Annotated in this window: 28 protein-coding genes and 1 tRNA gene; 21 read left to right on the top strand and 8 right to left on the bottom strand. The window is 30.1% G+C overall.

What is annotated here, in order from left to right; genetic code table 11:
- Window positions 1-259 precede the first annotated feature (259 nt).
- The 7 genes from ACP3TL_RS06920 (at window position 260) to ACP3TL_RS06890 (ending at window position 5991) form a co-directional block, all read left to right on the top strand.
- Window positions 260-871 carry a succinate dehydrogenase cytochrome b558 subunit gene (locus ACP3TL_RS06920; protein ID WP_069832457.1) on the top strand — a complete coding sequence of 204 codons (612 nt, stop codon included), beginning with the start codon at window positions 260-262 and terminating at the stop codon, window positions 869-871.
- A 46-nt stretch (window positions 872-917) separates the two neighbouring features.
- Window positions 918-2681 carry a succinate dehydrogenase flavoprotein subunit gene (gene sdhA / locus ACP3TL_RS06915; protein ID WP_069816323.1) on the top strand — a complete coding sequence of 588 codons (1764 nt, stop codon included), beginning with the start codon at window positions 918-920 and terminating at the stop codon, window positions 2679-2681.
- Between the two features lie 2 nt (window positions 2682-2683).
- On the top strand, window positions 2684-3505 hold the full coding sequence (gene sdhB, locus ACP3TL_RS06910) for a succinate dehydrogenase iron-sulfur subunit (RefSeq protein ID WP_069816321.1): 822 nt from the start codon (window positions 2684-2686) through the stop codon (window positions 3503-3505).
- 276 nt (window positions 3506-3781) lie between these two features.
- Window positions 3782-4576 carry a glutamate racemase gene (gene racE, locus ACP3TL_RS06905; protein ID WP_069832458.1) on the top strand — a complete coding sequence of 265 codons (795 nt, stop codon included), beginning with the start codon at window positions 3782-3784 and terminating at the stop codon, window positions 4574-4576.
- Window positions 4577-4593: 17 nt separating this feature from the next.
- Window positions 4594-5175 (top strand): XTP/dITP diphosphatase, encoded by a 582-nt coding sequence (locus ACP3TL_RS06900; RefSeq protein WP_069832459.1) that lies wholly within the window; start codon window positions 4594-4596, stop codon window positions 5173-5175.
- Complete coding sequence (locus tag ACP3TL_RS06895; protein WP_069832460.1) at window positions 5175-5684, top strand: YfcE family phosphodiesterase; 510 nt, start codon at window positions 5175-5177, stop codon at window positions 5682-5684. The genes ACP3TL_RS06900 and ACP3TL_RS06895 overlap by 1 nt, the downstream gene beginning before the upstream one ends.
- Before the next feature lie 233 nt (window positions 5685-5917).
- A tRNA-Arg gene (locus ACP3TL_RS06890) sits at window positions 5918-5991 on the top strand.
- A 318-nt stretch (window positions 5992-6309) separates the two neighbouring features.
- Here the strand turns inward: ACP3TL_RS06890 and ACP3TL_RS06885 are convergent.
- Entirely contained in the window at window positions 6310-7371 is a 1062-nt protein-coding gene (locus ACP3TL_RS06885) for a DUF4352 domain-containing protein (RefSeq protein WP_277579848.1), read from the bottom strand.
- Between the two features lie 685 nt (window positions 7372-8056).
- Here ACP3TL_RS06885 and ACP3TL_RS06880 point away from each other — a divergent pair.
- Together ACP3TL_RS06880 and ACP3TL_RS06875 are read left to right on the top strand one after the other, a co-directional pair.
- Entirely contained in the window at window positions 8057-8164 is a 108-nt protein-coding gene (locus tag ACP3TL_RS06880) for a putative holin-like toxin (protein ID WP_426428873.1), read from the top strand.
- A 303-nt stretch (window positions 8165-8467) separates the two neighbouring features.
- A complete protein-coding gene (locus tag ACP3TL_RS06875) occupies window positions 8468-8599 on the top strand; it encodes a hypothetical protein (protein ID WP_426433214.1) in 132 nt (43 codons plus the stop codon).
- A gap of 108 nt (window positions 8600-8707) precedes the next feature.
- On the opposite strand, the gene ACP3TL_RS06870 is transcribed toward ACP3TL_RS06875, so the two are convergent.
- The 4 genes from ACP3TL_RS06870 to ACP3TL_RS06855 all read right to left on the bottom strand — a co-directional run bounded on the left by ACP3TL_RS06870 (window position 8708) and on the right by ACP3TL_RS06855 (window position 10395).
- Window positions 8708-8842, bottom strand: coding sequence for a hypothetical protein (locus tag ACP3TL_RS06870; RefSeq protein ID WP_107517768.1), 135 nt, complete (start codon window positions 8840-8842; stop codon window positions 8708-8710).
- A gap of 13 nt (window positions 8843-8855) precedes the next feature.
- Window positions 8856-9740 carry a permease gene (locus tag ACP3TL_RS06865; protein WP_285328684.1) on the bottom strand — a complete coding sequence of 295 codons (885 nt, stop codon included), beginning with the start codon at window positions 9738-9740 and terminating at the stop codon, window positions 8856-8858.
- A 90-nt stretch (window positions 9741-9830) separates the two neighbouring features.
- A complete protein-coding gene (locus ACP3TL_RS06860; protein ID WP_069821051.1) occupies window positions 9831-10151 on the bottom strand; it encodes an ArsR/SmtB family transcription factor in 321 nt (106 codons plus the stop codon).
- Between the two features lie 49 nt (window positions 10152-10200).
- Window positions 10201-10395, bottom strand: coding sequence for a hypothetical protein (locus ACP3TL_RS06855; protein ID WP_002509689.1), 195 nt, complete (start codon window positions 10393-10395; stop codon window positions 10201-10203).
- Between the two features lie 284 nt (window positions 10396-10679).
- Between ACP3TL_RS06855 and arsD the strand changes: the two genes are divergently transcribed.
- From arsD to ACP3TL_RS06820, 7 genes are all read left to right on the top strand, one after another.
- Window positions 10680-11027: an arsenite efflux transporter metallochaperone ArsD gene (gene arsD, locus ACP3TL_RS06850; RefSeq protein ID WP_069821052.1), complete on the top strand. Its 348-nt coding sequence runs from the start codon at window positions 10680-10682 to the stop codon at window positions 11025-11027.
- A complete protein-coding gene (arsA, locus tag ACP3TL_RS06845) occupies window positions 11008-12735 on the top strand; it encodes an arsenical pump-driving ATPase (protein ID WP_285336871.1) in 1728 nt (575 codons plus the stop codon). Before arsD ends, arsA begins: the two co-directional genes overlap by 20 nt.
- On the top strand, window positions 12735-14399 hold the full coding sequence (locus ACP3TL_RS06840; protein ID WP_069821054.1) for an FAD-dependent oxidoreductase: 1665 nt from the start codon (window positions 12735-12737) through the stop codon (window positions 14397-14399). The genes arsA and ACP3TL_RS06840 overlap by 1 nt, the downstream gene beginning before the upstream one ends.
- Window positions 14396-14710 (top strand): ArsR/SmtB family transcription factor, encoded by a 315-nt coding sequence (locus ACP3TL_RS06835; protein WP_013730040.1) that lies wholly within the window; start codon window positions 14396-14398, stop codon window positions 14708-14710. The genes ACP3TL_RS06840 and ACP3TL_RS06835 overlap by 4 nt, the downstream gene beginning before the upstream one ends.
- Window positions 14710-16002 carry an arsenite efflux transporter membrane subunit ArsB gene (arsB, locus tag ACP3TL_RS06830; RefSeq protein ID WP_176721779.1) on the top strand — a complete coding sequence of 431 codons (1293 nt, stop codon included), beginning with the start codon at window positions 14710-14712 and terminating at the stop codon, window positions 16000-16002. The genes ACP3TL_RS06835 and arsB overlap by 1 nt, the downstream gene beginning before the upstream one ends.
- Before the next feature lie 18 nt (window positions 16003-16020).
- Window positions 16021-16413 carry an arsenate reductase (thioredoxin) gene (arsC, locus tag ACP3TL_RS06825; RefSeq protein WP_069821056.1) on the top strand — a complete coding sequence of 131 codons (393 nt, stop codon included), beginning with the start codon at window positions 16021-16023 and terminating at the stop codon, window positions 16411-16413.
- An 87-nt stretch (window positions 16414-16500) separates the two neighbouring features.
- Window positions 16501-16911: a YolD-like family protein gene (locus ACP3TL_RS06820; protein WP_069821063.1), complete on the top strand. Its 411-nt coding sequence runs from the start codon at window positions 16501-16503 to the stop codon at window positions 16909-16911.
- A gap of 34 nt (window positions 16912-16945) precedes the next feature.
- On the opposite strand, the gene ACP3TL_RS06815 is transcribed toward ACP3TL_RS06820, so the two are convergent.
- Genes ACP3TL_RS06815 through ACP3TL_RS06805 form a run of 3 tightly spaced genes read right to left on the bottom strand, consistent with a single transcriptional unit; the run spans window position 16946 to window position 20498 of the window.
- Window positions 16946-17311 carry a DUF6262 family protein gene (locus ACP3TL_RS06815; protein ID WP_069821057.1) on the bottom strand — a complete coding sequence of 122 codons (366 nt, stop codon included), beginning with the start codon at window positions 17309-17311 and terminating at the stop codon, window positions 16946-16948.
- A gap of 8 nt (window positions 17312-17319) precedes the next feature.
- Window positions 17320-19383: a site-specific integrase gene (locus ACP3TL_RS06810; RefSeq protein WP_069821058.1), complete on the bottom strand. Its 2064-nt coding sequence runs from the start codon at window positions 19381-19383 to the stop codon at window positions 17320-17322.
- Window positions 19384-19385: 2 nt separating this feature from the next.
- Window positions 19386-20498, bottom strand: a complete 1113-nt coding sequence (locus ACP3TL_RS06805) for a tyrosine-type recombinase/integrase (protein ID WP_069821059.1) — start codon at window positions 20496-20498, stop codon at window positions 19386-19388.
- A gap of 820 nt (window positions 20499-21318) precedes the next feature.
- Between ACP3TL_RS06805 and ACP3TL_RS06800 the strand changes: the two genes are divergently transcribed.
- From ACP3TL_RS06800 to ACP3TL_RS06780, 5 genes are all read left to right on the top strand, one after another.
- Window positions 21319-22059, top strand: coding sequence for an SDR family NAD(P)-dependent oxidoreductase (locus ACP3TL_RS06800; protein ID WP_285336897.1), 741 nt, complete (start codon window positions 21319-21321; stop codon window positions 22057-22059).
- A gap of 448 nt (window positions 22060-22507) precedes the next feature.
- Window positions 22508-22615, top strand: a complete 108-nt coding sequence (locus tag ACP3TL_RS06795; protein WP_081330575.1) for a putative holin-like toxin — start codon at window positions 22508-22510, stop codon at window positions 22613-22615.
- 300 nt (window positions 22616-22915) lie between these two features.
- The gene (locus tag ACP3TL_RS06790) at window positions 22916-23023 is read left to right on the top strand and encodes a putative holin-like toxin (RefSeq protein ID WP_081325319.1); all 108 of its coding nucleotides are present in this window, start codon (window positions 22916-22918) and stop codon (window positions 23021-23023) included.
- 281 nt (window positions 23024-23304) lie between these two features.
- Window positions 23305-24171, top strand: a complete 867-nt coding sequence (locus ACP3TL_RS06785; protein WP_317134759.1) for a glycerophosphodiester phosphodiesterase family protein — start codon at window positions 23305-23307, stop codon at window positions 24169-24171.
- A 306-nt stretch (window positions 24172-24477) separates the two neighbouring features.
- The gene (locus ACP3TL_RS06780) at window positions 24478-26361 is read left to right on the top strand and encodes a glycosyltransferase family 2 protein (protein ID WP_069832916.1); all 1884 of its coding nucleotides are present in this window, start codon (window positions 24478-24480) and stop codon (window positions 26359-26361) included.
- Window positions 26362-26380 lie beyond the last annotated feature (19 nt).

The raw sequence follows: 26380 nt of genomic DNA, 5'->3' as shown, positions 1-26380 counted from the left end.
TTTAAAAGTATGTGGAAGCGTTTTCTAATTGAGAAAAATTATCATTTGAAATCAAACCTTTTAAACAATAAGTAATATTCAATTAAGGATTCACTTAAATGTTTAGAATTATACGGCATAATATTGTATTGCAACAAATATATAATATTATAATTTAGTGTTGTACGTTTGTTTTTGAAAGAAATTATGTAATCGCTTTATATATTTCTAAGAAAGAATTTCAAAAAAAATCAACTGTTTCACAGGGGGGAACTTCCTTTTGGCATACTCGAAAAATCAATTCTATTTAAGACGTTTACATTCTTTACTTGGTATCATACCTATAGGTGGATTTTTAATATTCCATTTACTCGTAAACCACCAAGCGACGAAAGGTGCAGATGCATTTAACCAAGCGGCTGGATTCATTGAATCCTTACCTTTCTTAATTGTATTGGAATTTGTATTGATTTACATTCCGATTCTGTATCACGCAGTTTATGGTGTACATATTGCCTTTACGGCAAAAGAGAACGTAGGACATTATTCAGCTTTTAGAAACTGGATGTTCCTACTACAACGTATAACAGGTGTTATCACTTTTGTGTTTGTTGCTATTCATGTATGGCAAACACGTATTCAACGTGCGTTAGGCGATGAGGTCAACTTTGACATGGTACATGACATCGTAACTAATCCATTTTGGTTAGTGTTCTATATTGTCTGTTTATTAGCTGTTACATTCCACTTTGCGAATGGTTTATGGTCATTCTTAGTAACATGGGGTGTATTACAATCACAAAAATCGCAACAAATTTTCACATGGGTTTCTTTAGTGGTATTTATCGTAGTTTCATACATTGGTATAAGTGCTATTCTTGCGTTTTTATAAGATAAAAAAATAAGTTTCAGATTTATATTTAGGGGAGTGACTATTTATGGCAGAGAAAAAAGTTATTGTTGTCGGTGGAGGACTTGCCGGTCTAATGTCAACAATTAAAGCAGCAGAACAAGGCGCACATGTCGACTTGTTCTCACTTGTTCCTGTTAAACGTTCACACTCTGTGTGCGCACAAGGTGGAATCAACGGAGCAGTAAATACAAAAGGTGAAGGCGATTCACCAACAGTCCACTTAGACGATACAGTATATGGTGGAGATTTCTTAGCAAATCAACCGCCAGTTAAAGCGATGACAGATGCAGCACCTCAAATTATTCATTTATTAGATCGTATGGGTGTAATGTTCAACAGAACGAATGAAGGTTTATTAGATTTCAGACGTTTTGGTGGAACAATGCATCACAGAACAGCATATGCTGGTGCAACGACTGGTCAACAGCTACTATACGCTTTAGATGAGCAGGTTCGTAGTTTTGAAGTAGATGGTTTGGTTACTAAGTACGAAGGCTGGGAATTCTTAGGCATAGTTAAAGATGATGACAACATGGCTAGAGGTATTGTTGCTCAAAACGTAACGACTTCTGATATTGAATCATTTGGTTCTGATGCAGTTATCATGGCTACAGGTGGACCAGGTATTATCTTTGGTAAAACTACAAATTCAATGATTAATACTGGTTCAGCAGCATCAATTGTTTATCAACAAGGTGCAATGTATGCAAACGGTGAATTTATTCAAATCCATCCAACAGCAATTCCAGGTGATGATAAACTCAGATTAATGAGTGAGTCAGCACGTGGTGAAGGTGGACGTATTTGGACTTATAAAGATGGTAAACCTTGGTACTTCTTAGAAGAGAAATATCCGGATTATGGTAACCTTGTTCCGCGTGATATTGCTACACGTGAAATCTTTGATGTCTGTGTTAACCAAAAATTAGGTATCAACGGTGAAAACATGGTATACCTTGATTTATCACATAAAGATCCACATGAATTAGATGTAAAATTAGGTGGTATCATTGAGATTTACGAGAAATTCACAGGTGATGATCCTCGTAAAGTTCCAATGAAAATCTTCCCAGCAGTACATTACTCAATGGGAGGACTATATGTAGATTACGACCAAATGACAAACATCAAAGGCTTGTTCGCAGCTGGTGAATGTGATTATTCACAACATGGTGGTAACCGTTTAGGTGCCAACTCATTATTGTCAGCAATTTATGGTGGCACAGTTGCAGGTCCAAATGCTATCGAATATATTTCTAATATCGAATCTTCTTACACTGATTTAGATGATAGTATCTTTGAAAAACGCGTGAAAGAAGAACAAGAGAAATTTGATAAATTACTCAATATGCAAGGTTCAGAAAATGCGTACAAATTGCATAGAGAGCTCGGAGAAGTTATGACAGCCAACGTAACCGTTGTTCGTGAAAATAAAACTTTATTAGAAACTGATAAAAAGATTTTAGAATTAATGGAGCGTTATAACAATATTGATATCGAAGATACTCAAACTTGGAGTAACCAAGCAGTATTCTTCACTCGTCAATTATGGAACATGCTTGTACTTGCCCGTGTAATTACAATCGGTGCATACAACCGAAATGAATCTCGTGGTGCACATTACAAACCAGAATTCCCTGATAGAAATGATGAAGAATGGTTAAAAACTACTTTAGCAACATATCAAGGAAAAACAGAAGCGCCTAAATTCACTTACGAAGATGTTGATATAAGCTTAATTCCACCTCGTAAACGAGACTACTCTACGACGTCTAAAGGAGGTAAATAATTATGGCAGATACAAAAGAAGTAAATGAAACAGCAGCGCAAGAAGAACAAAACCAACAACCAAGCCAAAAATTAATCAAATTAATTATCAAACGTCAAGATACAGAAGAATCAAAACCTTATGAGGAAGAGTTTGAAATTCCTTATAGAGAAAACTTAAACGTTATAGCATGTTTAATGGAAATCAGACGTAACCCAATTAATAGTAAAGGTGAAAAAACAACACCGGTTATCTGGGATATGAACTGTTTGGAAGAAGTATGTGGTGCTTGTTCAATGGTGATTAACGGTCAAGCAAGACAATCATGTTCTGCAATTGTTGATCAATTAGAACAACCTATTAAATTAGAACCAATGAGTACCTTCCCAGTTGTTCGTGACTTACAAGTTGACCGTACTAGAATGTTCGATAACTTGAAACGTATGAAAGCTTGGGTTCCAATTGATGGTACTTACGATTTAGGTCCTGGACCTCGTATGCCTGAGAAAAAACGTCAAACAGCTTATGAATTATCAAAATGTATGACATGTGGCGTATGTTTAGAAGTTTGTCCTAACGTTACTAGCAATAATGATTTCGTTGGTGCACAAGCAATTTCTCAAGTTAGATTATTTAATTTACATCCAACAGGCTCAATGACAAAAGATGAACGTCTTGAAGCCTTAATGGGTGGCGGTGGATTACAAGCATGTGGTAACTCTCAAAACTGTGTCAATGCATGTCCTAAAGGTATTCCTTTAACAACATCGATTGCAGCATTAAATAGAGAAACATCATTCCATATGTTTAAATCATTCTTTGGTTCAGATCACCAAGTCAATTAATAACATATAATATAAACTAAAGACTTAACATCTATTTAAAACAGATGTTAAGTCTTTTTTATTTTAAGGATCTTCGGATTTTGAAAAGACATGGAATATAGCTAGAGTCTTTTATCTCTCATTCATATTATTCCACTAGTGGTCAGATCTTTAATGTTCTTATAATTATATCTGTATAACAAAAAATAATATTGTATTTCAGTCTTGATAAATGATTTTGAAATCAAGGCTGTGCTACAATAAAGGACAAGCAAATGAATAAGGATGTAATTGAATATGGAGAAACCAATTGGTGTAATAGACTCGGGTGTCGGTGGATTAACAGTAGCAAAAGAAATCATGCGCCAACTACCACACGAAACAATATATTATTTGGGTGATATTAAACGTTGCCCTTATGGCCCAAGAGAAGGCGCAGAAGTTAGGAAATTCACAACAGAATTAGCTGAAAAGCTGATGGAATTTGATATAAAAATGCTTGTTATTGCTTGTAATACTGCTACTGCAGTTGCTTTAAAACATTTACAAAAATTATTAGCTATTCCAGTCATTGGTGTCATTGAGCCAGGTGCGAGAACGGCAATTATGACAACGAAAAATAACGATGTTTTAATCTTAGGTACAGAAGGTACAATTAAATCTGAGGCTTATAGATATCATATTAAAAATATTAATCCTAATGTAGAGGTTTCTGGTATCGCATGTCCTGGCTTTGTTCCTTTAGTTGAAGAAATGCGTTATAAAGATCCTACAATAACAAGTATTATCGTGCATCAAACATTGAAACATTGGAGGAATAGTAATGCAGATACTGTTATATTAGGTTGTACGCATTATCCGTTACTCTATCAGCCAATAAACGATTATTTTGGTGGCGAAAAAGTGGTGATTTCTTCTGGTTTAGAGACAGCACGTGAAGTAAGTGCACTATTAACGTTTAGTAATGAACATGCTGCTTATACAGCCCACCCAGAGCATAGATTTTTTGCTACTGGTGAAACAGAGCATATCGAACGAATAATTGAAGAATGGTTAAATATGGAAACGAAAGTAGAAAAAATAGAAGTATAGAAAGAGGGAACATCATAGTGGAGGATATTGTAATTGCATCAAATAATAAAGGTAAGATAAATGATTTTAAAGTTATTTTTCCAGATTTTAATGTCGTAGGTATTTCTGAAATTATTGAAGATTTTGATGTAGAAGAAACTGGTGATACTTTTGAAGCCAACGCAAAATTAAAATCAGAAGCAGCGGCAAAAGCATTAAACAAACGTGTGATTGCAGACGACAGTGGACTTGAAGTATTTGCTTTAAATGGAGAGCCAGGTGTATACTCGGCTCGATATGCTGGCACAGCTAAAGATGACGATGCTAATATAGAAAAAGTGCTTTCCAAATTAGGCGGGGAAACAGATCGTAGTGCACAGTTCGTATGTGTAATTAGCATGAGTACGCCGAATGAAGAAACAGTTCAATTTAAAGGCACAGTTCAAGGAGAAATCACATTAAATAAAATTGGAGAAAATGGATTTGGTTACGATCCGATATTTTATATAGATGACAAGAATAAAACAATGGCTCAACTCACTGTTGAGGAAAAAAGTGAAATAAGTCATAGAGGTAGAGCAATAGAGAAGTTACGACACTATTTAGAAGGTGATGCTTAATGACAAAATGGATTATAGTCAGTGACAATCACACTGAACAAGGCGTGCTTTTTGATGTCATCAATCATCATGAAGATGTAGATGTTGCATTGCATTTAGGCGATTCTGAATTTGCTTATGATGATAGTGAACTAAGTCATTTTCATAGAGTGAAAGGAAATACAGATTTTTCTCCAGAATTTCCAAATGAAGAAAAAATAGAAAAAAATGGCATTCATGCTTTCTCCACGCATGGTCATTTATATAGCGTTAATCGTACAAGAATGAAATTAGCTGAAAAGGCTATGGCGCTAGGTTGTGAATTTGCTTTTTATGGTCATACACATGTAGCAAAATATGAAAATATTGGTGGCATTCATGTTATCAATCCTGGTAGTATTTCACAATCACGAAGCCGAGTTGAAGAAACTTATGCAGAGCTATTGATCAATGAAGAAGAACAAAGCGCAAAATTAAATTTCCGTAATCGAAATCACGATATAATTGATAGTGAAACATTTAGTATATAATATGATTAGTGCATATTATAGTCATTAGAGATATGCACTTTTATATGATATTAAAAAGGAAAAAATAATTAAGATGGCAGTTTCAGCGGTTGTTTTAATTTAAATTTCAAAAATAGTACGAAAATAAGATAAAAGGTTTATTATAGTGAAAAATCATATTTATTTTTAATGCTTGGAGTATTGCTTTATTAGGCTAAGTTAGATATAATTATTCTTGTGTTCAAAAAGATTATGTCCTGGTAGCTCAGTTGGATAGAGCAATGGCCTTCTAAGCCATCGGTCGGGGGTTCGAATCCCTCCCAGGACACTAAGAGAATAAATTACATATTATTCAAAAAAGAACTCCGTTGCGACGGGGTTCTTTTTTTAGGTTCTTTTTCAAAGAGCTAAAAAGATGAATATATATAGGGATACGATAAATGACCAAAAAACACCAGATGAATTAACATCTGGTATAGCGGGATTTAATTTGAAATGAGTTACTTTATAGAGTGGGAAGTAGAATGGTTATCACGAATTGTTACTTATAATATATCAAATATTTCAAGCATATTTAATTTTATATTTAAATCACTAGGTGCTTTTTAATAAAAATATATAGGGATTTAAGAACTTCCCTTAAATATTATTCTAATTCATTTGATTGCATATCTGTTTTTTCATAATTCGACTGAGGAAAATCATCATAAAAATTAGTATCTTCGTCAATCCATGATGTGTTAATTTCATCTAGTTCTTGATTATAAAAATTATCTGTGCGTTCATCTACTTCAGTCTTATTTTTATCTTGTTCTGATTGTGAGTTAAGTTCTGAGTTAAGTTCTGAGTTAAGTTCTGAGTTAAGTTCTGAGTTAAAACTATTGTTTTCTTTTTTGGTAGGACTTTCGACTTGACTACGTGGGTTATTATCAGAGGTTATATCAGAATCTAAGGTTCTATTGTTGGTAGTTTGGACTAGTGAATTTCTTTCATTAGATATATTCATAACTGAATTATTTAATTCCTGTTCATTTTGATTATTCATTGCGGTTTCTTTAATATTACCCAAATCAAAAATTACGCTTTTAATACTGAAGAAACTAGAAGAGACTTCTAATTTATTGTTTTTAGCTTTAATAATTTCAGAAGAAACATCAAAAACTACTTTTCCTTCTGTGATACTATCTGGAGTTACCTGTTCAAGGAAGAAAGAATTTTGTATAGATCCATCTTCGCTTTGATTGGCAGAGATAGAAGCTTGAGAATCTGCTTCTAATGATTTTTCACCTGATTTTAACTTAAACATATTACTATCAACAGTTAAAGCAGTATTCCCTTTATTCTTAATTTTCACATCTACAATGATAAAAGTATCTTTAGGTGTTGTAGGTAAAATAGAAGGACCGACCTGTTTAGCAGTTTCAACATTATTGACTGTTACTTCTAAGTTTCCATTTTTAACAGTTTCTCCTAATTTATATATTTGTTTTTTATCGCTATCGCTATTATCACTAGATGTTGTTTTTTCATCATTATTTACAAAAATGGCTGTACATGCTGAAATTCCAATAATAATTAAAACAATTAAAATTAGAGATCCTCCACAACCAATAAGCCAATTTTTTCTTTTTTTACTAGCTGTGTACTTCTGAAATGCTTGGTATTTTTCCCATTCTGATTGAGATATTTTTTCTTGATGTTGTTTCATTCTAAGTTGCTCCTTTGCTTCTAAAATATATACTAAAGCATAAAATATGCTGAGTATTAAAGAACAATTCTCCCAATAACTCTAAAGTTGTTATTATCTTTTACATAGATGTACTCATAATAAGGATTAAAAGATACCAATTTCTAGTGTTATTATTAAATACGACTTTGTTAATTAATGCTGCATTATTTAACAGGACTAAAGCAATGGTATTGTTAATAACTTGATTTTGCTTATTAATGAAAAGAGTAGCTATCTTTATCCAACATTAAGTCCTTCATTAACTAACATACGACCAGGTATTTAATTCAACTTATATTCCTTAATTTTTTTAATGTATTTTATACTTTTATTGTATGTTTTAATTTTAAATAATGCAACGCGATAATGAAATAAAGGCTGAAATTATAAAAATTTATCTAAATGAAATACTTGTTTAGGAATAATTATAAGAAACTAAGTGATGAAGATTTGAAAGACATAAAGGATGAATTGAAAACACAATAAACAGAGTGATATGATGCTCAAAATGATGGATGAAATCAAACAAGATTTGAAGAAGTAGTAAAAAGAAATATGATAAAATAAGAGCGAGCAAGTTGGATAAATGGTGGCTAATCTCAGTATAAAGTGAGGTGGTGCTTATGAAAGTGCCGTTAAAATCTTTAGAAAGGAGATGCCTTGTGTGGTTTCAATTGTAGAAGCGCTTCACTTAATGTTAGGTTTCGGTACTTTCATCGTTACATTATTAGGTTTAGTGGTTACAATTGTCAAATTAAACCATAAAAAATAACCTTCTATTCGCTTTGGCTGGCAGTAGAAGGTTATACTATAATTAGATACAGAGGCCACCGTCTTTTTAACGGGCTCACTAGGGCGATACACGTATGGTGTGTTGCCCTTTTTCTATCTATAAATTACCACAACACAAAAATATTATCAATTGTTTAAGTCGGCATAGTCATGTCGGCTTTTTATTTTAAGGAGGAAAAAGTACGAATGCAAAAGTAATAGTAATCGTAAGAGTATTAAGTTTAATTTTTGTTTACACAATAAAACATAAGCTCTATTGTGTTCATCAGGTGCTTATATGATTATGAACCAAAACACACTTGGTGAATATAAATATGAATCTAACTACTGTAATATATCTAGAGAATATCTCAAACCACGTATACCCAAAGGACAAGACATGGTTAAGTGGGCACCATTCATTATATGTATTTAATTAATACAAAAGCCGAATTAACAGTATTTTCAACATAGTATTTATGTATTATATGTTAAAACAATCTTAAAAAGGATACTGATTATGAAACCAGTATCCTTTTTAAGATTAACAGCATTTATTATTATCTTTTTCTTTTGCTTCCTCTTTTTCTTTTTTATTATCCGTGTTTTCTTCAATTTCTACTGAACAACATGACTGCTCTTGAGGTTTTAATTTTTTTAACGCGTCTTTGATACCCATTTACTTCACCTCCTTAAATGATTAAGTTAACAATTAGGCCTGTAGCAACTGCCACTACTAAAATTGCTATAACAAAAGATATTACAAATTTCTTTTTAAATAATTTGGACAACAATACGACTTCAGGAATACTTGCGCCTGCGCCACCTATAATTAATGCGACCACTGTACCTAAAGACATGCCTTTAGATACTAATGCTTCAGCTATAGGAAGCATCGTTTCTGGTCTAATATACATAGGTATACCAATAACAGAAGCAATAACAACAGAGATAATACCATCGCCACTCGCATATTGAGTTATAAATGTTTCTGGAATAAATCCATAAATAAATGCACCGACAAATACACCAATAATTAAATAAGGTAACATTGGATATAGGAAAGCCCAAGCATCATTTAAGGCTTGTTTAAAACGAGATCCTGATTTATTATTGAAAAATCCATCGCCTTTGACATTAACGCCTTTATAACTCTCTGCTAAATTCATTTTTGAAAAAACAAGACCAGTTAAAATGCTAAATATCGCTAATACAACAAAATAAACAACAGCAACTTTCCAACCTAATAGAATCCATAGCATAAATATCATGAGTGGATTCATGAGTGGCGAAGCGATTAGGAAACTCATAGCTGGACCAAACGGAACTTTAGAGTTTAACAAACCTGCAAGTATAGGGATAGTAGAACAAGAACAAAATGGTGTAATAGCACCAAAAATCATTCCTAATATATAGTTGGTTGCTTTATTTGGTTTGCTTAAAAGCTTTTGTATTTTATCTTCTGATACTACTTGTTGAATTAAACTTACAATAAAACTTACAACTATAAATAATGCTAACAATTCAAAAAATAACATTAAAAATGTTTTTATGAATTCTATGATTGAATCTGTCATTAGTATAACTCCTCTGAATTTATTTAATCAACTTTTTTTGATATATAAATTAAAAAAAGTTGATTAATATGATGTGTAATAAGATAAATCCTATAATATTTTACAGCAAGTATCTTCAGTTAATACAACTTGAATTTGTGCTTCATTGATTTTGTAGTAGTTCCAAGTACCATATTTTTCAGGTATTAAAATCTGTGCACTTACTAATTTTTTTAAATGATAAGAAATTTTAGATTGTTTTAAATCTAATAACGCTTCTAAATCACACACACATAATGATTTATTAGAACTCTGGCTAATTTGATTTAGTATTTTCAATCTGTTTTTGTCGGCAAGTGCATTAAACATGTTTTCATAAAAATCTAATTGTTGATCTTCATTCATATCAGTTTTTGCTTTAATAACTTCCATAAAAAGAACACCTCTTTTTTATAATATTTGATTAGAGTTTATATTATCTTTATTTCAATTCTTGTATTGCTTGTTTGTAGTTATTTTCTGTTGATTCACCATACTGATGAATATTACCTTTAAAGAACTCCTTCTCCATATATATTGTAGCTTCTTTTAAAGTGACTTCTCTTGATACCATAACAAGATTTAAATAACTTACAAAGTAACCAACAGATAAAGTACTTGCGTGGTTTACTCGCAATCAGGCACACCTCCTTATTGTCTAAATAATTTTATTCCATTTAATATATCAACTTTTTTTGATATATTAAATATAAATCAATATATACATTATTGCAAGATTAAAAAACTATAATTTTACATAAACTTAGACATGCTCCACAGCAATAGTAAAAATATTTTCTTCCTAGCTATATTATTAGAAACTCAAATTAAGTAAAATTTTAAAAATCCAAATCAATACATAGACACTAATCTATATAGATGTTAATCTATGGTAGTAAAATAATTAATGAGGTGAGTATAATGTTAAATATTGAAATATACGAAGAAGCTATGTGCTGTTCTACTGGCGTATGTGGTCCAGAACCGGATGAAACACTAATAAAGACGAACCAAATCAATGAATATTTAAAATCAAATCAAATAGAAGTTCAACGTTATAATATGAGTAATAATCCGAATGAATTTATTAAAAATAAAGAAGCTATTCGTTTAATTCAAGAAAAAGGTAATGAAGTTTTACCAATCACTTTTATAGAAGGCAATATAGCTAAAACGGGTACTTATATTACCCAAGAAGAAGCCGATGAAATTATTACGGTTAATCAGATGAGAAATGGAGGATGCTGTGGTGGAGATGGATGCTGTTAAATACTTAAATAAATTGAATTTAAATAATGTTGAGTTAACAAAATATTTGTTTTTTACTGGTAAAGGTGGCGTAGGCAAAACGACGATATCAAGTTCTATTGCTTTAAATTTAGCGAAGAATGGAAAGAAAGTAGCTTTAGTAAGTACTGATCCAGCTAGTAATTTACAAGATGTATTTCAAATGGAATTATCTAATAAATTAACTACATATCAACCTATACCTAATCTCTCTATAGCCAATTTTGACCCGATTGCTGCAGCAGACGATTATAAAGCACAAGCTATAGAACCTTATGAGGGCATTCTACCAGAAGATGTACTTTCTGAGATGAAAGAACAGTTAAGTGGTTCGTGTACAGTTGAAGTAGCAGCATTTAATGAATTCACTAATTTCTTATCCGACGAAACTTTAGAACAGGCATTTGATTTCATTATATTTGATACAGCTCCGACAGGTCACACACTGAGAATGCTTGAATTACCTTCTGCTTGGACAGATTATTTAAATACAACGAGTAATGACGCTTCTTGTTTAGGTCAATTATCGGGTTTAAATGAAAATAGAAGCAAATATAACTTAACACTTGAAAAATTACGCAACCAAGAAGATACGACAATGATATTAGTTGCTAAACCTAACCAATCATCTATATATGAAATTCAAAGAGCGCAACAAGAATTACAACAACTATCAATTTCTAAATTCTATATAGTCATTAACAACTATATAGAAGAAAGTCACGGTTTAATTTCGAGTCAAATGAAATCAGAACAAGATAAAAATATTAACCATTTTACTGAATGGTTAAATAACAATCATGCCTATTACGTTCCATATAAAAAACAGAAAGCAGAAAGTATAGAAAGTTTATCTAATCTATTAAATGATGATAACTTAATTGAAAATGATGAATTTATTGTTGAAGATCATCCGCAATTCAATAAATTAATAGATGAAATTGAAAATGGTAAAGTTCAATATTTATTTACAATGGGAAAAGGTGGCGTTGGTAAAACGGCAGTAGCAACGCAATTAGCTACAGCATTATCTAATAAAGGACATCGTATTCTTTTAGCAACGACTGACCCTACTAAAGAAATTAATGTTGAAACCACAAGTAATTTAAATACTGCTTATATTGATGAAGAACAAGCATTAGAAAAGTATAAAAAAGAAATACTAGCCACAGTGAATGATGATACACCACAAGACGATATTGATTATATTGTGGAAGATTTAAAATCACCTTGTACAGAAGAAATAGCATTTTTCAAAGCCTTTAGTGACATTATGGAGAATCAAGAAGACATGGATTACGTAATTGTAGATACAGCTCCTACAGGCCATACCTTGCTGTTACTTGATTCTAGTGAAAATCATCATAAAGAACTAAAGAAAAAATCAACTCAAACTACCAGTAATGTTGAAACATTATTACCCAAAATTCAAAATAAAAATTTAACACAGATGATAATCGTAACACTAGCAGAAAAAACACCTTATTTAGAATCTAAACGTTTAGTAGAAGATTTAAATAGAGCTAATATAGGCCATAATTGGTGGGTTGTTAATCAATCGTTAGTTACGCTAAATCAACGTGATGACCTTTTTAGTAACAAAAAAGAAGATGAATCAATTTGGATAAACAAGATTAAAAATGAAAGTCTTGATAATTATTTTGTCATACCTTATGGAGGGTTATCATAATGAAAAAAATTGTAATCATTGGTTCAGTTGCTGCCGGTACAAGTGTCGCGGCTAAAGCAAGAAGAAATAGTGAAGATGTGGAAATTACCGTTTTTGATAAAGATAGTGATATTTCGTATTCAGTATGTGGTATTCCCTACTATATAGGCGGTAATGTATCTGATATTGATGAACTCACGCCACGAAATGCTAAATGGTTTAAAGAGCGCTTTAATATAGATATTTATACAAAATATGAAGTGAATCAGATAAATGATACTGATCAAACAATAACAGTTACCAATTTAGTAAATGATGAAAAGATGATTCAAGAATATGACGAATTAGTATTAGCAACAGGTTCATCGCCTAAAGAACTTCCTCAATTAAATAGCGAAGAATATAACAATGTGTTTAAAGTTAAAAATATTAATGATGCGAAAGCAATTTATAATTATATTGAGGGCAATGATGTTCAGAATATAACAATCATTGGTGGTGGATTTATTGGTCTAGAGATGTTAGAACAATTATCTAATTACAATACTTCAATTGTTCAACGTAGTACTTTTATGCCTCATTTAGACTACGATATCAGTTTTATGATTCAAGAATATATTGAAGATAAAGCTAACGTATATACCTATAATGAAATAGATATTATTGATTATGATGAAAATCATACAATAAATAGAGTGAGCTTAAAAACTGGCGAATTAATTGATACAGATTTAATCATTATTGGGATTGGTGTCACACCAAATACTAAATTAGCTAAAGAAATTGGTATTAATATTGGAAAATCTGGAGCAATACAAACCAATAAGTATTTTGAAACAAATATTCCTCACATATATGCAATTGGTGATGTAGCAGAAAGTTATAATTTAATTACTGGTAACCCTATATATAGACCGCTAGGTTCTACAGCAAATAAAATGGGACGTATTTTAGGAGATCGATTAACTGGTGGAAATCTAGAACATAAAGGTATTTTAGGAACAGGCATTGTTCGTATATTTGATATGACAATTGCCCAAACAGGCTTAACTGAAAAAGAAGCTATTGATTTAGATATTGATATTGACGTATTACACAATGTGAAACCGAATCGTCCAGAATATATGCAAGGCCAAGAAATGGTAATTAAAGCTATATTTGATAAAAACAATTCTAAATTACTTGGTGCCCAAATTATTGGGTATGAAGGTGTAGATAAGAGAATAGATGTACTAGCTACTGCTATAACGTTTGGTGCCAATGCAGAAGATTTATTTCATTTAGATTTAGCATATGCACCTCCTTTTTCTACAACTAAAGATCCTGTTATTTATACAGGGATGATTGGACACAATATTACTCGAGGACGCAAAATTATAACGCCTGAAGAAGTTATAAAACAAAATAATGATTTATTGATTTTAGATGTACGTTCTCCAAAGCAATTTGAAGTTGATCATGTTGATGGAGCGATTAACGTCCCATTGAAAACGTTGAGAAGTTATGCAAAAACATTAGATGAAAATCAAAAGATAGTGACTTATTGTAATAAAGGTACTACTGGGAATGCTGCACAAAACGTACTTATTAATTTAGGTTTTAAACAAGTGTTTAATTTGTCAGGTGGTAATAAAAATTATCAACGTTATAAAAGGTTTCAAGTAGAAAGGAAGAAGAAAAATTGAATTATAAAGAAATATCACAATACTTAAAAGTGATTGCTGATAGTAGCCGTCTTGAAATATTAGATTTGTTATCTTGTGGTGAATTATGCGCTTGTGATTTATTAGAGCATTTTTCTTTTTCTCAACCCACATTAAGTCATCATATGAAAGTATTAAAAGACAATAATTTAATTACATCCAGAAAAGATGGTAATAAAAATTTATACAAATTGAATCATGACGTATTAGATGACGTTACATCACGACTGACTCTATTGGGTTCCAGTACAGTCCCATGTATATGTGAAACAGTAGAGAAAGGTGAGTGTTAATTATGATGATATTAGCAATCACAATATTTGTATTAACGTTAATTTTTGTTATATGGCAACCTAAAGGTCTAGATATTGGTATTACTGCATTAATTGGTGCTGTAGTGGCTATAATTACTGGTGTTGTGAGTTTTTCAGATGTACTGGAAGTTACTGGAATCGTTTGGAATGCGACTTTAACGTTTGTTGCAGTTATTCTTATTTCACTCATATTAGATGAAATTGGCTTCTTTGAATGGTCTGCTATACATATGGTGAGAGCATCAAAGGGTAATGGCTTGAAAATGTTTATCTTTATCATGCTCTTAGGTTCAGTTGTAGCAGCCTTCTTCGCAAATGATGGTGCGGCTTTAATACTGACGCCTATTGTTTTAGCAATGGTACGTAGTCTAGGTTTTGATAAAAAAGCGATATTTCCATTTATTATTGCTAGTGGTTTTATTGCAGATACCACATCATTACCACTTATTGTTAGTAATTTAGTTAATATTGTTTCTGCTGATTACTTTGATATTGGATTTGTTGAGTACTTCAGTAAAATGATTATACCTAATATATTCTCTTTAATCGCAAGTATTCTTGTCTTATGGCTTTATTTTAGAAAGTCTATCCCAAGAAAATTTGATGCAGTAAATATTAGAGAACCAAAAGAAGCGATTAAGGACAAAAAGCTTTTTAACATCTCGTGGATTGTACTCACTGTATTGCTAGTTGGTTATTTAATAAGTGAGTTTATAAATATTCCAGTATCAATTATTGCTGGTATCATTGCTTTAATATTTGTATTATTAGCACGTAAATCTAAGGCTGTTCATACGAAACAAGTAATTAAAGGTGCACCATGGAATATTGTTTTATTCTCTATTGGTATGTATCTTGTGGTATTTGGTCTAAAAAATGTGGGCATTACAACGCTTCTTGGTGATGTACTAACAAATATTTCAAGTTATGGCTTATTTAGTAGTATCATGGGCATGGGTTTTATAGCTGCATTCCTTTCATCTATTATGAACAACATGCCAACTGTTTTAATAGATGCAATAGCGATTGGTCAATCTCAAACAACAGGCATACTCAAGGAAGGTATGATTTATGCGAATGTTATCGGATCTGATTTAGGACCTAAAATAACACCCATTGGTTCGTTAGCAACACTTCTCTGGTTACATGTACTTACTCAAAAAGGTGTTAAAATTTCTTGGGGAACATACTTTAAAACCGGTATTATTATAACGATTCCGGTATTATTTATTACACTGTTAGGGTTATATCTAACACTTATTATTTTCTAAAAAGAGAGGAAACTATTTATGGATAAAAAAACAATTTACTTTATATGTACTGGTAATTCTTGTCGCAGTCAAATGGCTGAAGGTTGGGGTAAACAAATACTTGGCGATAAATGGAATGTATATTCTGCCGGTATTGAAACACATGGTGTAAATCCTAAGGCAATAGAAGCTATGAAAGAAGTGGATAATGACATATCAAACCATACTTCTGATTTAATCGATAATAAAATTTTAAAACAATCAGATCTCGTTGTTACACTTTGTAGTGACGCTGATGAAAATTGTCCAGTCATCCCACCTAATGTAAAAAAAGAACATTGGGGCTTTGATGATCCAGCTGGTAAAGCTTGGTCAGAATTTCAACGTGTAAGAGATGAAATTGGCGATACAATAAAACAATTTAATCAATAGCATAATAAAAAGACTATCCAGAATGATAGTCTTTTTTCACTTGAATTAATAGAACATATGTTCTACTATTGATATGAGGTGATCTTTATTATTCCAAATCCTAATGCTCCAGATAAATATAAATACGAAACAGATTACAGAAAAATACCAAGAGAATATTTAAATCCTAAAATCCCACAAGGTCGTGGAAAAATCAAATGGCAAGCTTTTGCCACGCTCCCCCAACAATTCGAAATTTTAAATAAGTTTATCAAAGACCAAAATAAGGATGACAAACCTTTATTAACAGAGGATACTTTGACTAATATAAACTATGTTTTCCAATATAAATTACATACTGGTGAATTAAGTTCTATTGATTATTGGAAAGATGGGTATATTTTTAATTATACTGGGAAAATTTTACAAATTGATACAATCAACAATTCTTTTACTTTACTTGATAAAAAAAATAAAGTCCATAAATTATCTAATAATAACGTTTGTCATATTATTTAAAGATATGACAAACGTTATTATTAATAGGATTATTTTAAATTTCCTCATACATCTTGGAGTATAAAGTACTAAGTTCTTCTTTTAGAGACTTTTTCTCTTTTTCTAATGAATTTACTTTCCTCTTCAACGAAGCAATTAATGCATCTTTTCCGTCACTTTTATTTTTATTCACAAATATTTCTTTGTTTTTTTCACGTAACTCTTCGATTCTTTTACGAATTTCATTATTGTTATATAAAGTGGCTTTAGAGACACTTGAATGTTTTGAAACAATATTAAAATTAATTTCTTCCTTCCTTTGAATCAAATCGTTTATTGCTGTAGTAACTTTTCTCTCAGTGTTAGCTTTCCGCTCTGCATGTAACTGTTTCAATTGTTCTTTCCTGTTAAAATTTTCCATATTAACCTCTATACTTTTAGTCTATTACTTCTACCAAATATAATACTTCCATCCTTTATACTACCTAAGATTTCTTCGTATTTATTTAATATATTAGTATGCTTTTCAACCATGTCTTTTCTATTATAATTTTTAGCTAATTCTATTGACTTAACTGTTGATTTGATATGTAATTCATATTTTTCAACGTCTAAATCAGAAAAGCCAATAGCTAAATCCTTACATGGTTTACCAGAATTACATGTTAAACATGGGGGTGCTTCCATATAAGGACAATCACCATTCAATCTAGCATGACATGTGCCATAAGGGTTGTCCATTGCGTTTAATTTATGTTCTTGCCATAAAGAATTTAATGTTTTTTCTGATAGTTCACTACTATGCTGTATATTTTTGATTTTACCATCGACATCGAAACTAAAGGCACCTTGATCAATAACTGATTCAAAAGCCTTTCTTTTTGTATCATCAAGTAATTTAGCATATCTAAGAGTCATTTCAGGTGAAGAATGTGCTAATAATTCTTGTATTGTTAATATATCTGCTCCGCCATTTAATAATTTTACTGCATAAGTATGTCTAAATTGATGAGTTTTAAAATGAAATATTTCACCTTGCTCATCAACAATATTTTTAGTTTTTGCTAAATGATTTAAATGAGCCCTAACCATATGCTGTGTGAAAGGCATCCCTTTTCTTTTTCCTTTGTAAATAGCGAAAATGTAATTATTGGGATTATTATCTTTTGTACTATTTATTTTAGAATTAGCTATTAAAACTGCTACTATATCAGCCAATTTGTCATCAATTGGTATTCTATGTCCTTTTACAAAGGTTTTAGCAATATCAGTAATTATTGAAAATTTCCCATTAACTTTTGCAAGGCAACTATTTTCTAAAGTTAATACATCAGAAATTCTCAGACCCGTTTTAAAAGCTACCCAAACCACTGGTATTAAATCTTTATGCAAATCATTTATATGCTCAAAAAGCTGTTCAAGTACAAAATCAGGAATATAATCAATTTGGCTATTGTTTTTCTTTTCATACCTAGGAAAGTCTTGTGGGTAAATTAAAAAACGAATGTCCTGTGATGGAGCTATATTATAATTTTGCATAGTGATATCATTTAGGAACCTTCTAATTGCTTTTAATTCTTCTTTTACAAAATTATTCGAACTTTTTACATTTTTGCTATTAGCATATTCAAATAAAAAATCTATATATGATTCGATATGATATCTATCTAATTTATTTAAATCAGACCATGTTTTTTCTTTTTCAGTTATACTTTGGAAAAATCTAGTTAATATTCTTATATAATATCTTGCAGTACCAAATGCTATGTCACCAGTTAGCAAACGATTTTTCAAATATTTTTTTGTTGCTTCTCGTATTTTGATTGAATCAATTTTTTCAAAGTTCAAATAGTGACCAGTAAGTGTTTTATTATAACTCAGTCCATACTTTTCTAAGTTCCTAATATCCCATTTATCTTTTTCCCATTCTTCTCTCTTATCAATAAATTTTTTCAGATTAATATACATGTTCTTTAAAAAAGAAGCTAAACCACTTTTATATTCATATTCACCAAAAACGATTGTTGATGATTGTCTTTTTATTGGAATATTATTTTTGGTTAACCATTTAAACCAGTCTTTTTCTAATATATTAATATCACAATCTAGTAAAGAATTTAAATCAGGATAAGCATCATTAAAGAACTCAGTGACTTTATTGAGTTTCACAGCTCCAGAATTAAATACACTACCTAAAGACCAATCCTCTTTAACCAAAAGTTTCAAAAAAATGTATTTAAATTCTAAATTCAAATTTTTATTATTAATCCTAAAAAATATATTTTTCCTTTTGTCTTTATAGCTTTTAAGATTATCTTGAAATTGCTTGAATTTATTAAAAGATGAAATATGCCATACATCATGTTTAAAAAAGTAATCATCATAAATTTCAGTTATTAAAATTTCTCCTTTTATATTTATCGTTCTACTTTGTATTGTGCATAATTCATCAACCAAAATGTTGTTTGTAGGTAAATTAAGTGGCATTGACATAGTTATTCCCCTTTATTAAAAACTTGAAATTGATGTTTTACTTTATCCCAATCATCACGTATATCTTCTTCGGTTGGGTGAACATATAAATTAATGGTAGTTTGTATATTACTATGACCAAGTCTTTCTTGAACTTGCTTAATATCTTTCGTTTCATTGTAAAAAATAGTTGCATGTGTATGACGGAATAAATGAGGATGGACGTTTATAGATGTTTTATATTTTAATCTTTTAAATAATGAAGATATATCATTATAATGCATAGCTTCTCCCACATTCTTACCTTTTAATTTTACAAAAAGATAATCAGAACATATGGAAAGATCATCAATTATTTCATATACATAATCATCATATAGATCAATTAAAGATTGAGATATAAAAATTTTCCTCTCTCCAGTTTTTAAATATGAATCGTTACTATTGTTTCTGTTTTTCAAAACTATTTGGTGGCCTTTCCTAAAATCAAATTTGATATCACCAATACGTAACGATAGTACTTCTCCAATGCGTAATCCAGTTTCATATAATAATTGGATTAAAAATTCATCTCTTATATTATTAGCTGCTTCTAATAATATCTTTATTTCCGCCTTAGTTAGTACTTCTAATTTTCTCTTTGGTTCTTTAACTTTCAAAATATTTTTTAACGTTCCATAATCTTTGTTTACATGATGCATAAAACTTTTATATTTTTTATGATGTTTACCTTTAGTATTTAAAAAATCATAAAAATTAACTTCTAATTTTTTACTTCTATAAAGATAGTCGTAAAAATTGGACACTACAGTAATAGTCAGATTAATTGTCTTGGCACTACTTTTTGATTCTTTTTGGTTATAAGGAAGAACATTTTCATATTCAAAAGGTGCTCTCATCCATCTTACAAAATCAACAAAATCATCAAAACTAACATCTCGATGTTTTATTTCCTTATACTCTAGATATATAAAAAATTTTTTTAGTGCGTAAGCATAAGTTTTCTTAGTATTCCGACTTTTCTTGACACTATCCAGATATTTCAAATAGCGTACTGCATCTATTATAGGTTCATTATTACTATCTAAAATCATAAAATTAATACCATTCTTAGATTTCACTTCTACTATTTTCATAATAATCTCATTTCTAATTTTATTAGAATAAGTATACACTATTATGGCACGCTTTCATATTAAACATATTGAACGTAATAAAAAAGAACTGCTTAATATTTATAATATGTTTATTTCTTCTTAAAAATACAACCATATTATACAAATTAGTCTATATTTTATAAAATACACATAACCATTCGTTACAATGCCTGAACAATATGAAATGTTAAATCAATTTAAACAAGATCAAAATAAAATAGATATATACTAAATGATGATCAGTGGAACGATTTAAACGATACTTTAATATTTAAAATGTATCATGATCCATCTATAGAATTACGATATTTTGTTGATGGCTATATTTAAACTAAAGAAGGTTATATACACAGAGTAGATGCATACACACAAATACTACATTTTTATGAAGATATAGTATTAAGTAAGGTTAATTTGAAAGATATTGTGGAGATAAAATAGTTTAAAAAACTTGAAGAATTTGAAAATAATTTATATTCTTCAAATCGAAATTGCGTAATGAATGTGTTCAAAGAAATCAATCAAAAGATAAATAAAATATTCGAAACCAAAACATTTTAAAGTATGTCTAAAAATTTTGATATATGAAGTCAATCTGTAATTTATCTAAGTACTAGGAGATTAAATATCAGAAAAGATAAATTCATTGAAATTGAGAACTATAAGAATACACAAATCTAAACAAAATAAGTAAGTAGTTTTTAGTCTGAAAGCCAATAAAGCGATAATATTTGTATTTAGTTCAAAAGGGAAATTATTAAATGTTTGTAACGTTAATATGAAAAGGGGATTTTAAAGTATGGATAACCCAAAGAAAGTACTAGTAACAGGTGCTACTAGAGGAATGGGAAAAGAAATTTCAAAAGTATTAGCGGAGAAAGGCTATCATGTTATCTTAGGTGATAGAAGTTTACAAGATGGTCAATCTATTGTGAAAGAATTAAAGTTAAAAGGCTTGTCCGTGACTACAGTTCAACTAGATGTTACTGATATTAACTCTGTACAGAATGCAGCTCGAGAAATAAACTCTTTAGATGTTTTAATTAATAATGCAGGTATAGCTTTAGAAGCGTCAAGTCCATCTAAACTTGATGTCACTAAAGTGAAAAATGAGTTTGATGTTAATGTTTTTGGAGTTATGAATGTAACTTCAGCAATATTACCGTTACTCAAAAAAGTGAAAGAAGCAAAAATCATTAATATGTCTAGTATGATGGGGTCTCTTAATTCAGCTTTAGATAAGGATTCAATCGTATATGGTGCAAGTGTCGCTGGTTATCAATCATCAAAAGCAGCTTTAAATATGTATTCTATTCAATTATCAAAAGAATTAGAAAAAGAAGGCTATGATATCACTGTAGATTTAGTTGATCCTGGAATGGTAGCCACAGAATTTGGAGGTCTAGACCCAGAAACTGCTAAACAAATGGGAGCAAACTCAATTGATGTAGGTATCAAAAGAGTTATTGATTTAGTAGAAAAAGGTAAAAATATTAAAAATATAACTTTTACAAATAATAATGACGTTGTTCCTTGGTGATTTTGTGCTTTTCTTTACTATTATGACTAGATAAATATCATTTTAAACTCACCTAATTGAATAGGTGGGTTCAATTAGGTTTTACGATAATTTTTGTATTTTTTGGACTCTATATATAAATTTTCAGTTTTTATACTTACTGTATTAGAATCACACATTGATTTTTGTATAGTAACTAAAAGTTTTTTACTTTCGAAAAGATAGGTATTATAAAACTTGTTGAAATAGGATAGTTGCGACGGGGTTCTTTTTTAATCCTATACTTATCAGTTTGAAATATTTTGATCATAACGCAGTGAAAAAAGGTCATTAAAAGTAATGGTCAGTAGATTAGAAAATATAGTAAAATAAGAGCGAGCAAGTTGGATAAATGGTGGCTAATCTCAGTATAAAGTGAGGTGGTGCTTATGAAAGTGCCGTTAAAATCTTTAGAAAGGAGATGCCTTGTGTGGTTTCAATTGTAGAAGCGCTTCACTTAATGTTAGGTTTCGGTACTTTCATCGTTACATTATTAGGTTTAGTTATTACAATTGTTAAATTAAACCATAAAAAATAACCATCTCTAACTTTGACCGAGTTTGATGGTTATTTAATCATTTATTAAACGAGACCACCGTCTTTTTAACGGGCTCACTAGGGCGATACACGTATGGTGTGTTGCCCTTTTTCTATCTATAAATTACCACAATATAAAAATATAATCAAATTCTATAGGTCGACAAAAGTAATAGTCTATAGATTAAAAATATAGTAAAATTAGAGCGAGCAAGTTGGATAGATGGTGGCTAATCTCAGTATAAAGTGAGGTGGTGCTTATGAAAGTACCGTTAAAAACTTTAGAAAGGAGACGCCTTGTGTGGTTTCAATTGTAGAAGCGCTTCACTTAATGTTAGGTTTCGGTACTTTCATCGTTACCTTGTTGGGTTTAGTTATTACAGTTGTTAAATTAAACCATAAAAAATAACCATCGCTAACTTTGGCCGGTTAAATGGTTATTTTTATATAAATTATCATTTTAAAGCCACCGTCTTTTTAACGGGCTCAGTTGGGCGATACACTTAAAGTGTGTTGCCCTTTTTCTATCTATAAATTAACACAACACAAAAATATTATCAATTGTTTAAGTCGGCATATTCATGTCGACTTTTTATTATGAGGAGGAAAAAGTATGAATGTAAAAAAAGTATGATATGGTATATTAAATATATGGATAATGCAATATAATTAAAGAATTAAGAAAAATGTATTTTTTATAGTTTTTTAAAACAAAATGGGGCGATATCAATTAAGAGAGAATCATTTTATACATATGTTTTACCTGGGATCATTCTGATTATTATAGTATCTATAATAATCTTCATACCAAAAGTTAAAGGCTATGAAGGTACTGAAAAGAAACCTTTAATTATTGCTCATAGGGGTGCTAGTGGTTATGAACCTGAACATAGCTTTCCAGCATATAATAAAGCGATTCATGAAATGAATATTGACTATTTGGAACTGGATCTACAAATAACTAAGGATAATAATCTAGTCGTTATGCATGATGAATCAATAGATAGAACTACAAATGGAAAAGGTAGGGTAGAAGACTATACAATTGAAGAGCTAAAAAAATTGAAGTTAAGAGATAAGAAAAATCAAAATTTGAAGGTTCCAACCTTAGATGAGGTTTTAGACCAATATGGTAACGATGTTAAATACTATATTGAGTTAAAAAACGCTAAAGATAATCCCAATATGGCACATATTGCAGTAGAAAAATTAAAAAATAAAAAGTTATTTAACTCTAAATACATCGTTATACAAGCGTTCGATGATAAAGCTTTAAAAACAATTAAAAATGAGAATGAAAACATACCATTGGTCAAATTGATTTATGATAATGAATTAAGCAAATTAGATAATAATATGTTAGAAAGTATAAGTAGTTATAGTTATGCAGTTGGAGTTTCGCATAAAAAAATAGATCGTAAGCTTATAGAAAGTGTTGAAAACAATGCTATGCAAGTACACGCATTTACTGTAAACAGTAGGAATGACTATAAGTCCTTGAAAAAAATAGGAGTGAAAGGTTTTTTTACAAATTATGGAGATGATATTGTAAAGTAATTAACAATAATAGACGCTATAAATATAAAGAGGATGCGCATTTCAATTATAATTTCCATTGCATTAAATACTTGAATGATAAGTATTTTAAAATAATTCCATTTAAAGTGTTGTGTATTACCGTTTATGTTATTTTTAGGTAGTAGTTTTTAAAATATTAATAAATACATAACGAACGATTTTTATACATATTTAAGAATTTAACGACTTATAGAAATAAGTAGGGATTGTTTTTTATAAAAAATACTTAAGTAATCATTTATATTATATAATGAATACTAAATCATCTAAAAGGGGAATTAGGAATTGGAAAAATTGCTGTCTATCATTGTACCAGTGTACAACAAAGAATTATTTCTTAATGAATGTATAGAATCAATTGGGGCATTAAATATTAATGAAGATAAAATTGAAGCGATATTTGTAGACGATTGTTCTAGTGATAACTCATTAAAAATAATTGAAGGATATAAAAATAAATACAGTTTTTTAAAACTCATTAAATTAGAAGAGAACACGGGTAGTCCTGCTGAACCTAGAAACGTAGGCATTAAAAATGCGAATGGAAAATACATAACTTTTCTTGATGCAGATGATTGGTTAGATTCAACTGGTTTACCGACGCTATTAAACCAAGCTGAAGAGAATAATTCAGATGTTGCGTTTGGACACAGTATTAAACATACAGATAAAGCAATTAGCAAATTAGGAAGATTTACTTCATATAAAGTTGCAAATAATTTAGTACCATATGAAATTAATAAGATTTTTAGAGCTGTAGGACCACCAGGTAAAATTATTAAAAGAGATATCATTATTGATAATAATATTGAATTCAAGCATATGAAATTTGGTGAAGATAAATTGTTCTTTATCAATGCAATTTCTAAATGTAAAACAGCTTCTATGAATTCAACGCCTGTTTATCATGTGAATAGATATTCATATAATCAATCACTTGTAGGTGAAACAAATATTATAGAAAAAACACATTTTAATTTATTGGTACTACAAGAAGTGTTGAAATTGGATATACCTAAAACGGCAGAATTTCAATCATTAAGTCGACTTGTAGAAGTAGATTTCGTTTCTAGATTATTTAATAATAGAAGATTTGTAAAAAGTGAAAATAAAGATGTATTCTATAGTCTATTTCAACAAATGATAGATACTTTAAATGAACATGATAAAAACGTTGAAGATTATATCATTGGAGATAAATATAAAAATATTTATCAAATGCTTATAAATAAAGAATATGAGAAACTTTTTGACTTTATCGGCATGCTATTAAAAGGTGGAAAAGCAGATAGATATGTGAAAGATAATCAAATTCACTTTTTAATGCCTGAATCTGTAAAAGATTATTTACCAATGAAAGAAGAACTATTCGCTGTTTATGAAGGCACGCATCTTATTGATGATGAATTAAGAGAAGTTATAAGAGTTTATAAAGCTCCAGAAACTACAATTAATCAAGTGTTACTTACTGAAATTAATTATGAGCTCAACGCAATCGAAGTTGAATTCTCTGAAGATGAGCATCGATTATACGTAAAAACTGAAGATTTAAGTAAGTGCAATTTTGACTTTAACATTAATTTAATTCACGATAACTATAAGAAGTATACAATTAACATGAATTTACCTAACGCAGCGCAGACGCTCAAACTTAATAGACAAAATTTTAAATCTGAATTTATTGTGAATGATAAAAAATCTGGAAAGACAGAGGCGCCTAATAAATATTTCACTTATAATCCAATAACGATTGGTATAGCGAAAAAGGTCAATTTATATAAAGATCTGGAGTTTAAAGAACGTGCAGATGTTAATGTTGAAATAGGTGAGATAATAGAAATTAAAGACATTGGCTATACTAAAAAGAATACACCAAGACTTATCACAGTGGATGGATTAGTGTTAACAGCCAATCAAAAGTTTATTTATCGTGTTGCTACTAGTAACGCCAATAAATATATTTATGAGAAACCTGAAACAGTGATGATTACAAAAGATTGTAAGGAATATCAAAATAGGGACTTTAGTGGTGAAGCTTTGACAGAGCTTAAGGTTAATGAAAAAGTAGCTATTCAAAAAGTAGTAGCATCTTCAAAGGGTACGCCACGACTTAAAACAATGAATGGTACATTTATAACCGCAAATAGAAATTTTGTTAAAGAGGTTTAAATTGAAAAGGAACAGTGAC

The sequence above is a fragment of the Staphylococcus caseorum genome (assembly GCF_049943195.1).
GTDB lineage: Bacteria > Bacillota > Bacilli > Staphylococcales > Staphylococcaceae > Staphylococcus > Staphylococcus equorum_A.
The sequence above is the reverse complement of the archived record's forward strand: the minus strand, read 5'-3'. Positions and strand labels throughout refer to the sequence as shown.

Excerpts from the sequence above, each read along its gene's own strand:
- ACP3TL_RS06805 (WP_069821059.1), bottom strand. The coding sequence starts at position 20,498 with ATGAAAATAGTAGAAGTGAAATCTAAGAATGGTATTAATTTTATGATT.
- ACP3TL_RS06840 (WP_069821054.1), top strand. The coding sequence starts at position 12,735 with ATGAAAAAAATTGTAATCATTGGTTCAGTTGCTGCCGGTACAAGTGTC.
- sdhB (WP_069816321.1), top strand. The coding sequence starts at position 2,684 with ATGGCAGATACAAAAGAAGTAAATGAAACAGCAGCGCAAGAAGAACAA.
- ACP3TL_RS06815 (WP_069821057.1), bottom strand. The coding sequence starts at position 17,311 with ATGGAAAATTTTAACAGGAAAGAACAATTGAAACAGTTACATGCAGAG.
- ACP3TL_RS06885 (WP_277579848.1), bottom strand. The coding sequence starts at position 7,371 with ATGAAACAACATCAAGAAAAAATATCTCAATCAGAATGGGAAAAATAC.
- ACP3TL_RS06865 (WP_285328684.1), bottom strand. The coding sequence starts at position 9,740 with ATGACAGATTCAATCATAGAATTCATAAAAACATTTTTAATGTTATTT.
- ACP3TL_RS06895 (WP_069832460.1), top strand. The coding sequence starts at position 5,175 with ATGACAAAATGGATTATAGTCAGTGACAATCACACTGAACAAGGCGTG.
- racE (WP_069832458.1), top strand. The coding sequence starts at position 3,782 with ATGGAGAAACCAATTGGTGTAATAGACTCGGGTGTCGGTGGATTAACA.
- ACP3TL_RS06810 (WP_069821058.1), bottom strand. The coding sequence starts at position 19,383 with ATGTCAATGCCACTTAATTTACCTACAAACAACATTTTGGTTGATGAA.
- ACP3TL_RS06800 (WP_285336897.1), top strand. The coding sequence starts at position 21,319 with ATGGATAACCCAAAGAAAGTACTAGTAACAGGTGCTACTAGAGGAATG.
- arsC (WP_069821056.1), top strand. The coding sequence starts at position 16,021 with ATGGATAAAAAAACAATTTACTTTATATGTACTGGTAATTCTTGTCGC.
- ACP3TL_RS06870 (WP_107517768.1), bottom strand. The coding sequence starts at position 8,842 with ATGGGTATCAAAGACGCGTTAAAAAAATTAAAACCTCAAGAGCAGTCA.
- sdhA (WP_069816323.1), top strand. The coding sequence starts at position 918 with ATGGCAGAGAAAAAAGTTATTGTTGTCGGTGGAGGACTTGCCGGTCTA.
- ACP3TL_RS06875 (WP_426433214.1), top strand. The coding sequence starts at position 8,468 with ATGAACCAAAACACACTTGGTGAATATAAATATGAATCTAACTACTGT.
- arsD (WP_069821052.1), top strand. The coding sequence starts at position 10,680 with ATGTTAAATATTGAAATATACGAAGAAGCTATGTGCTGTTCTACTGGC.
- ACP3TL_RS06860 (WP_069821051.1), bottom strand. The coding sequence starts at position 10,151 with ATGGAAGTTATTAAAGCAAAAACTGATATGAATGAAGATCAACAATTA.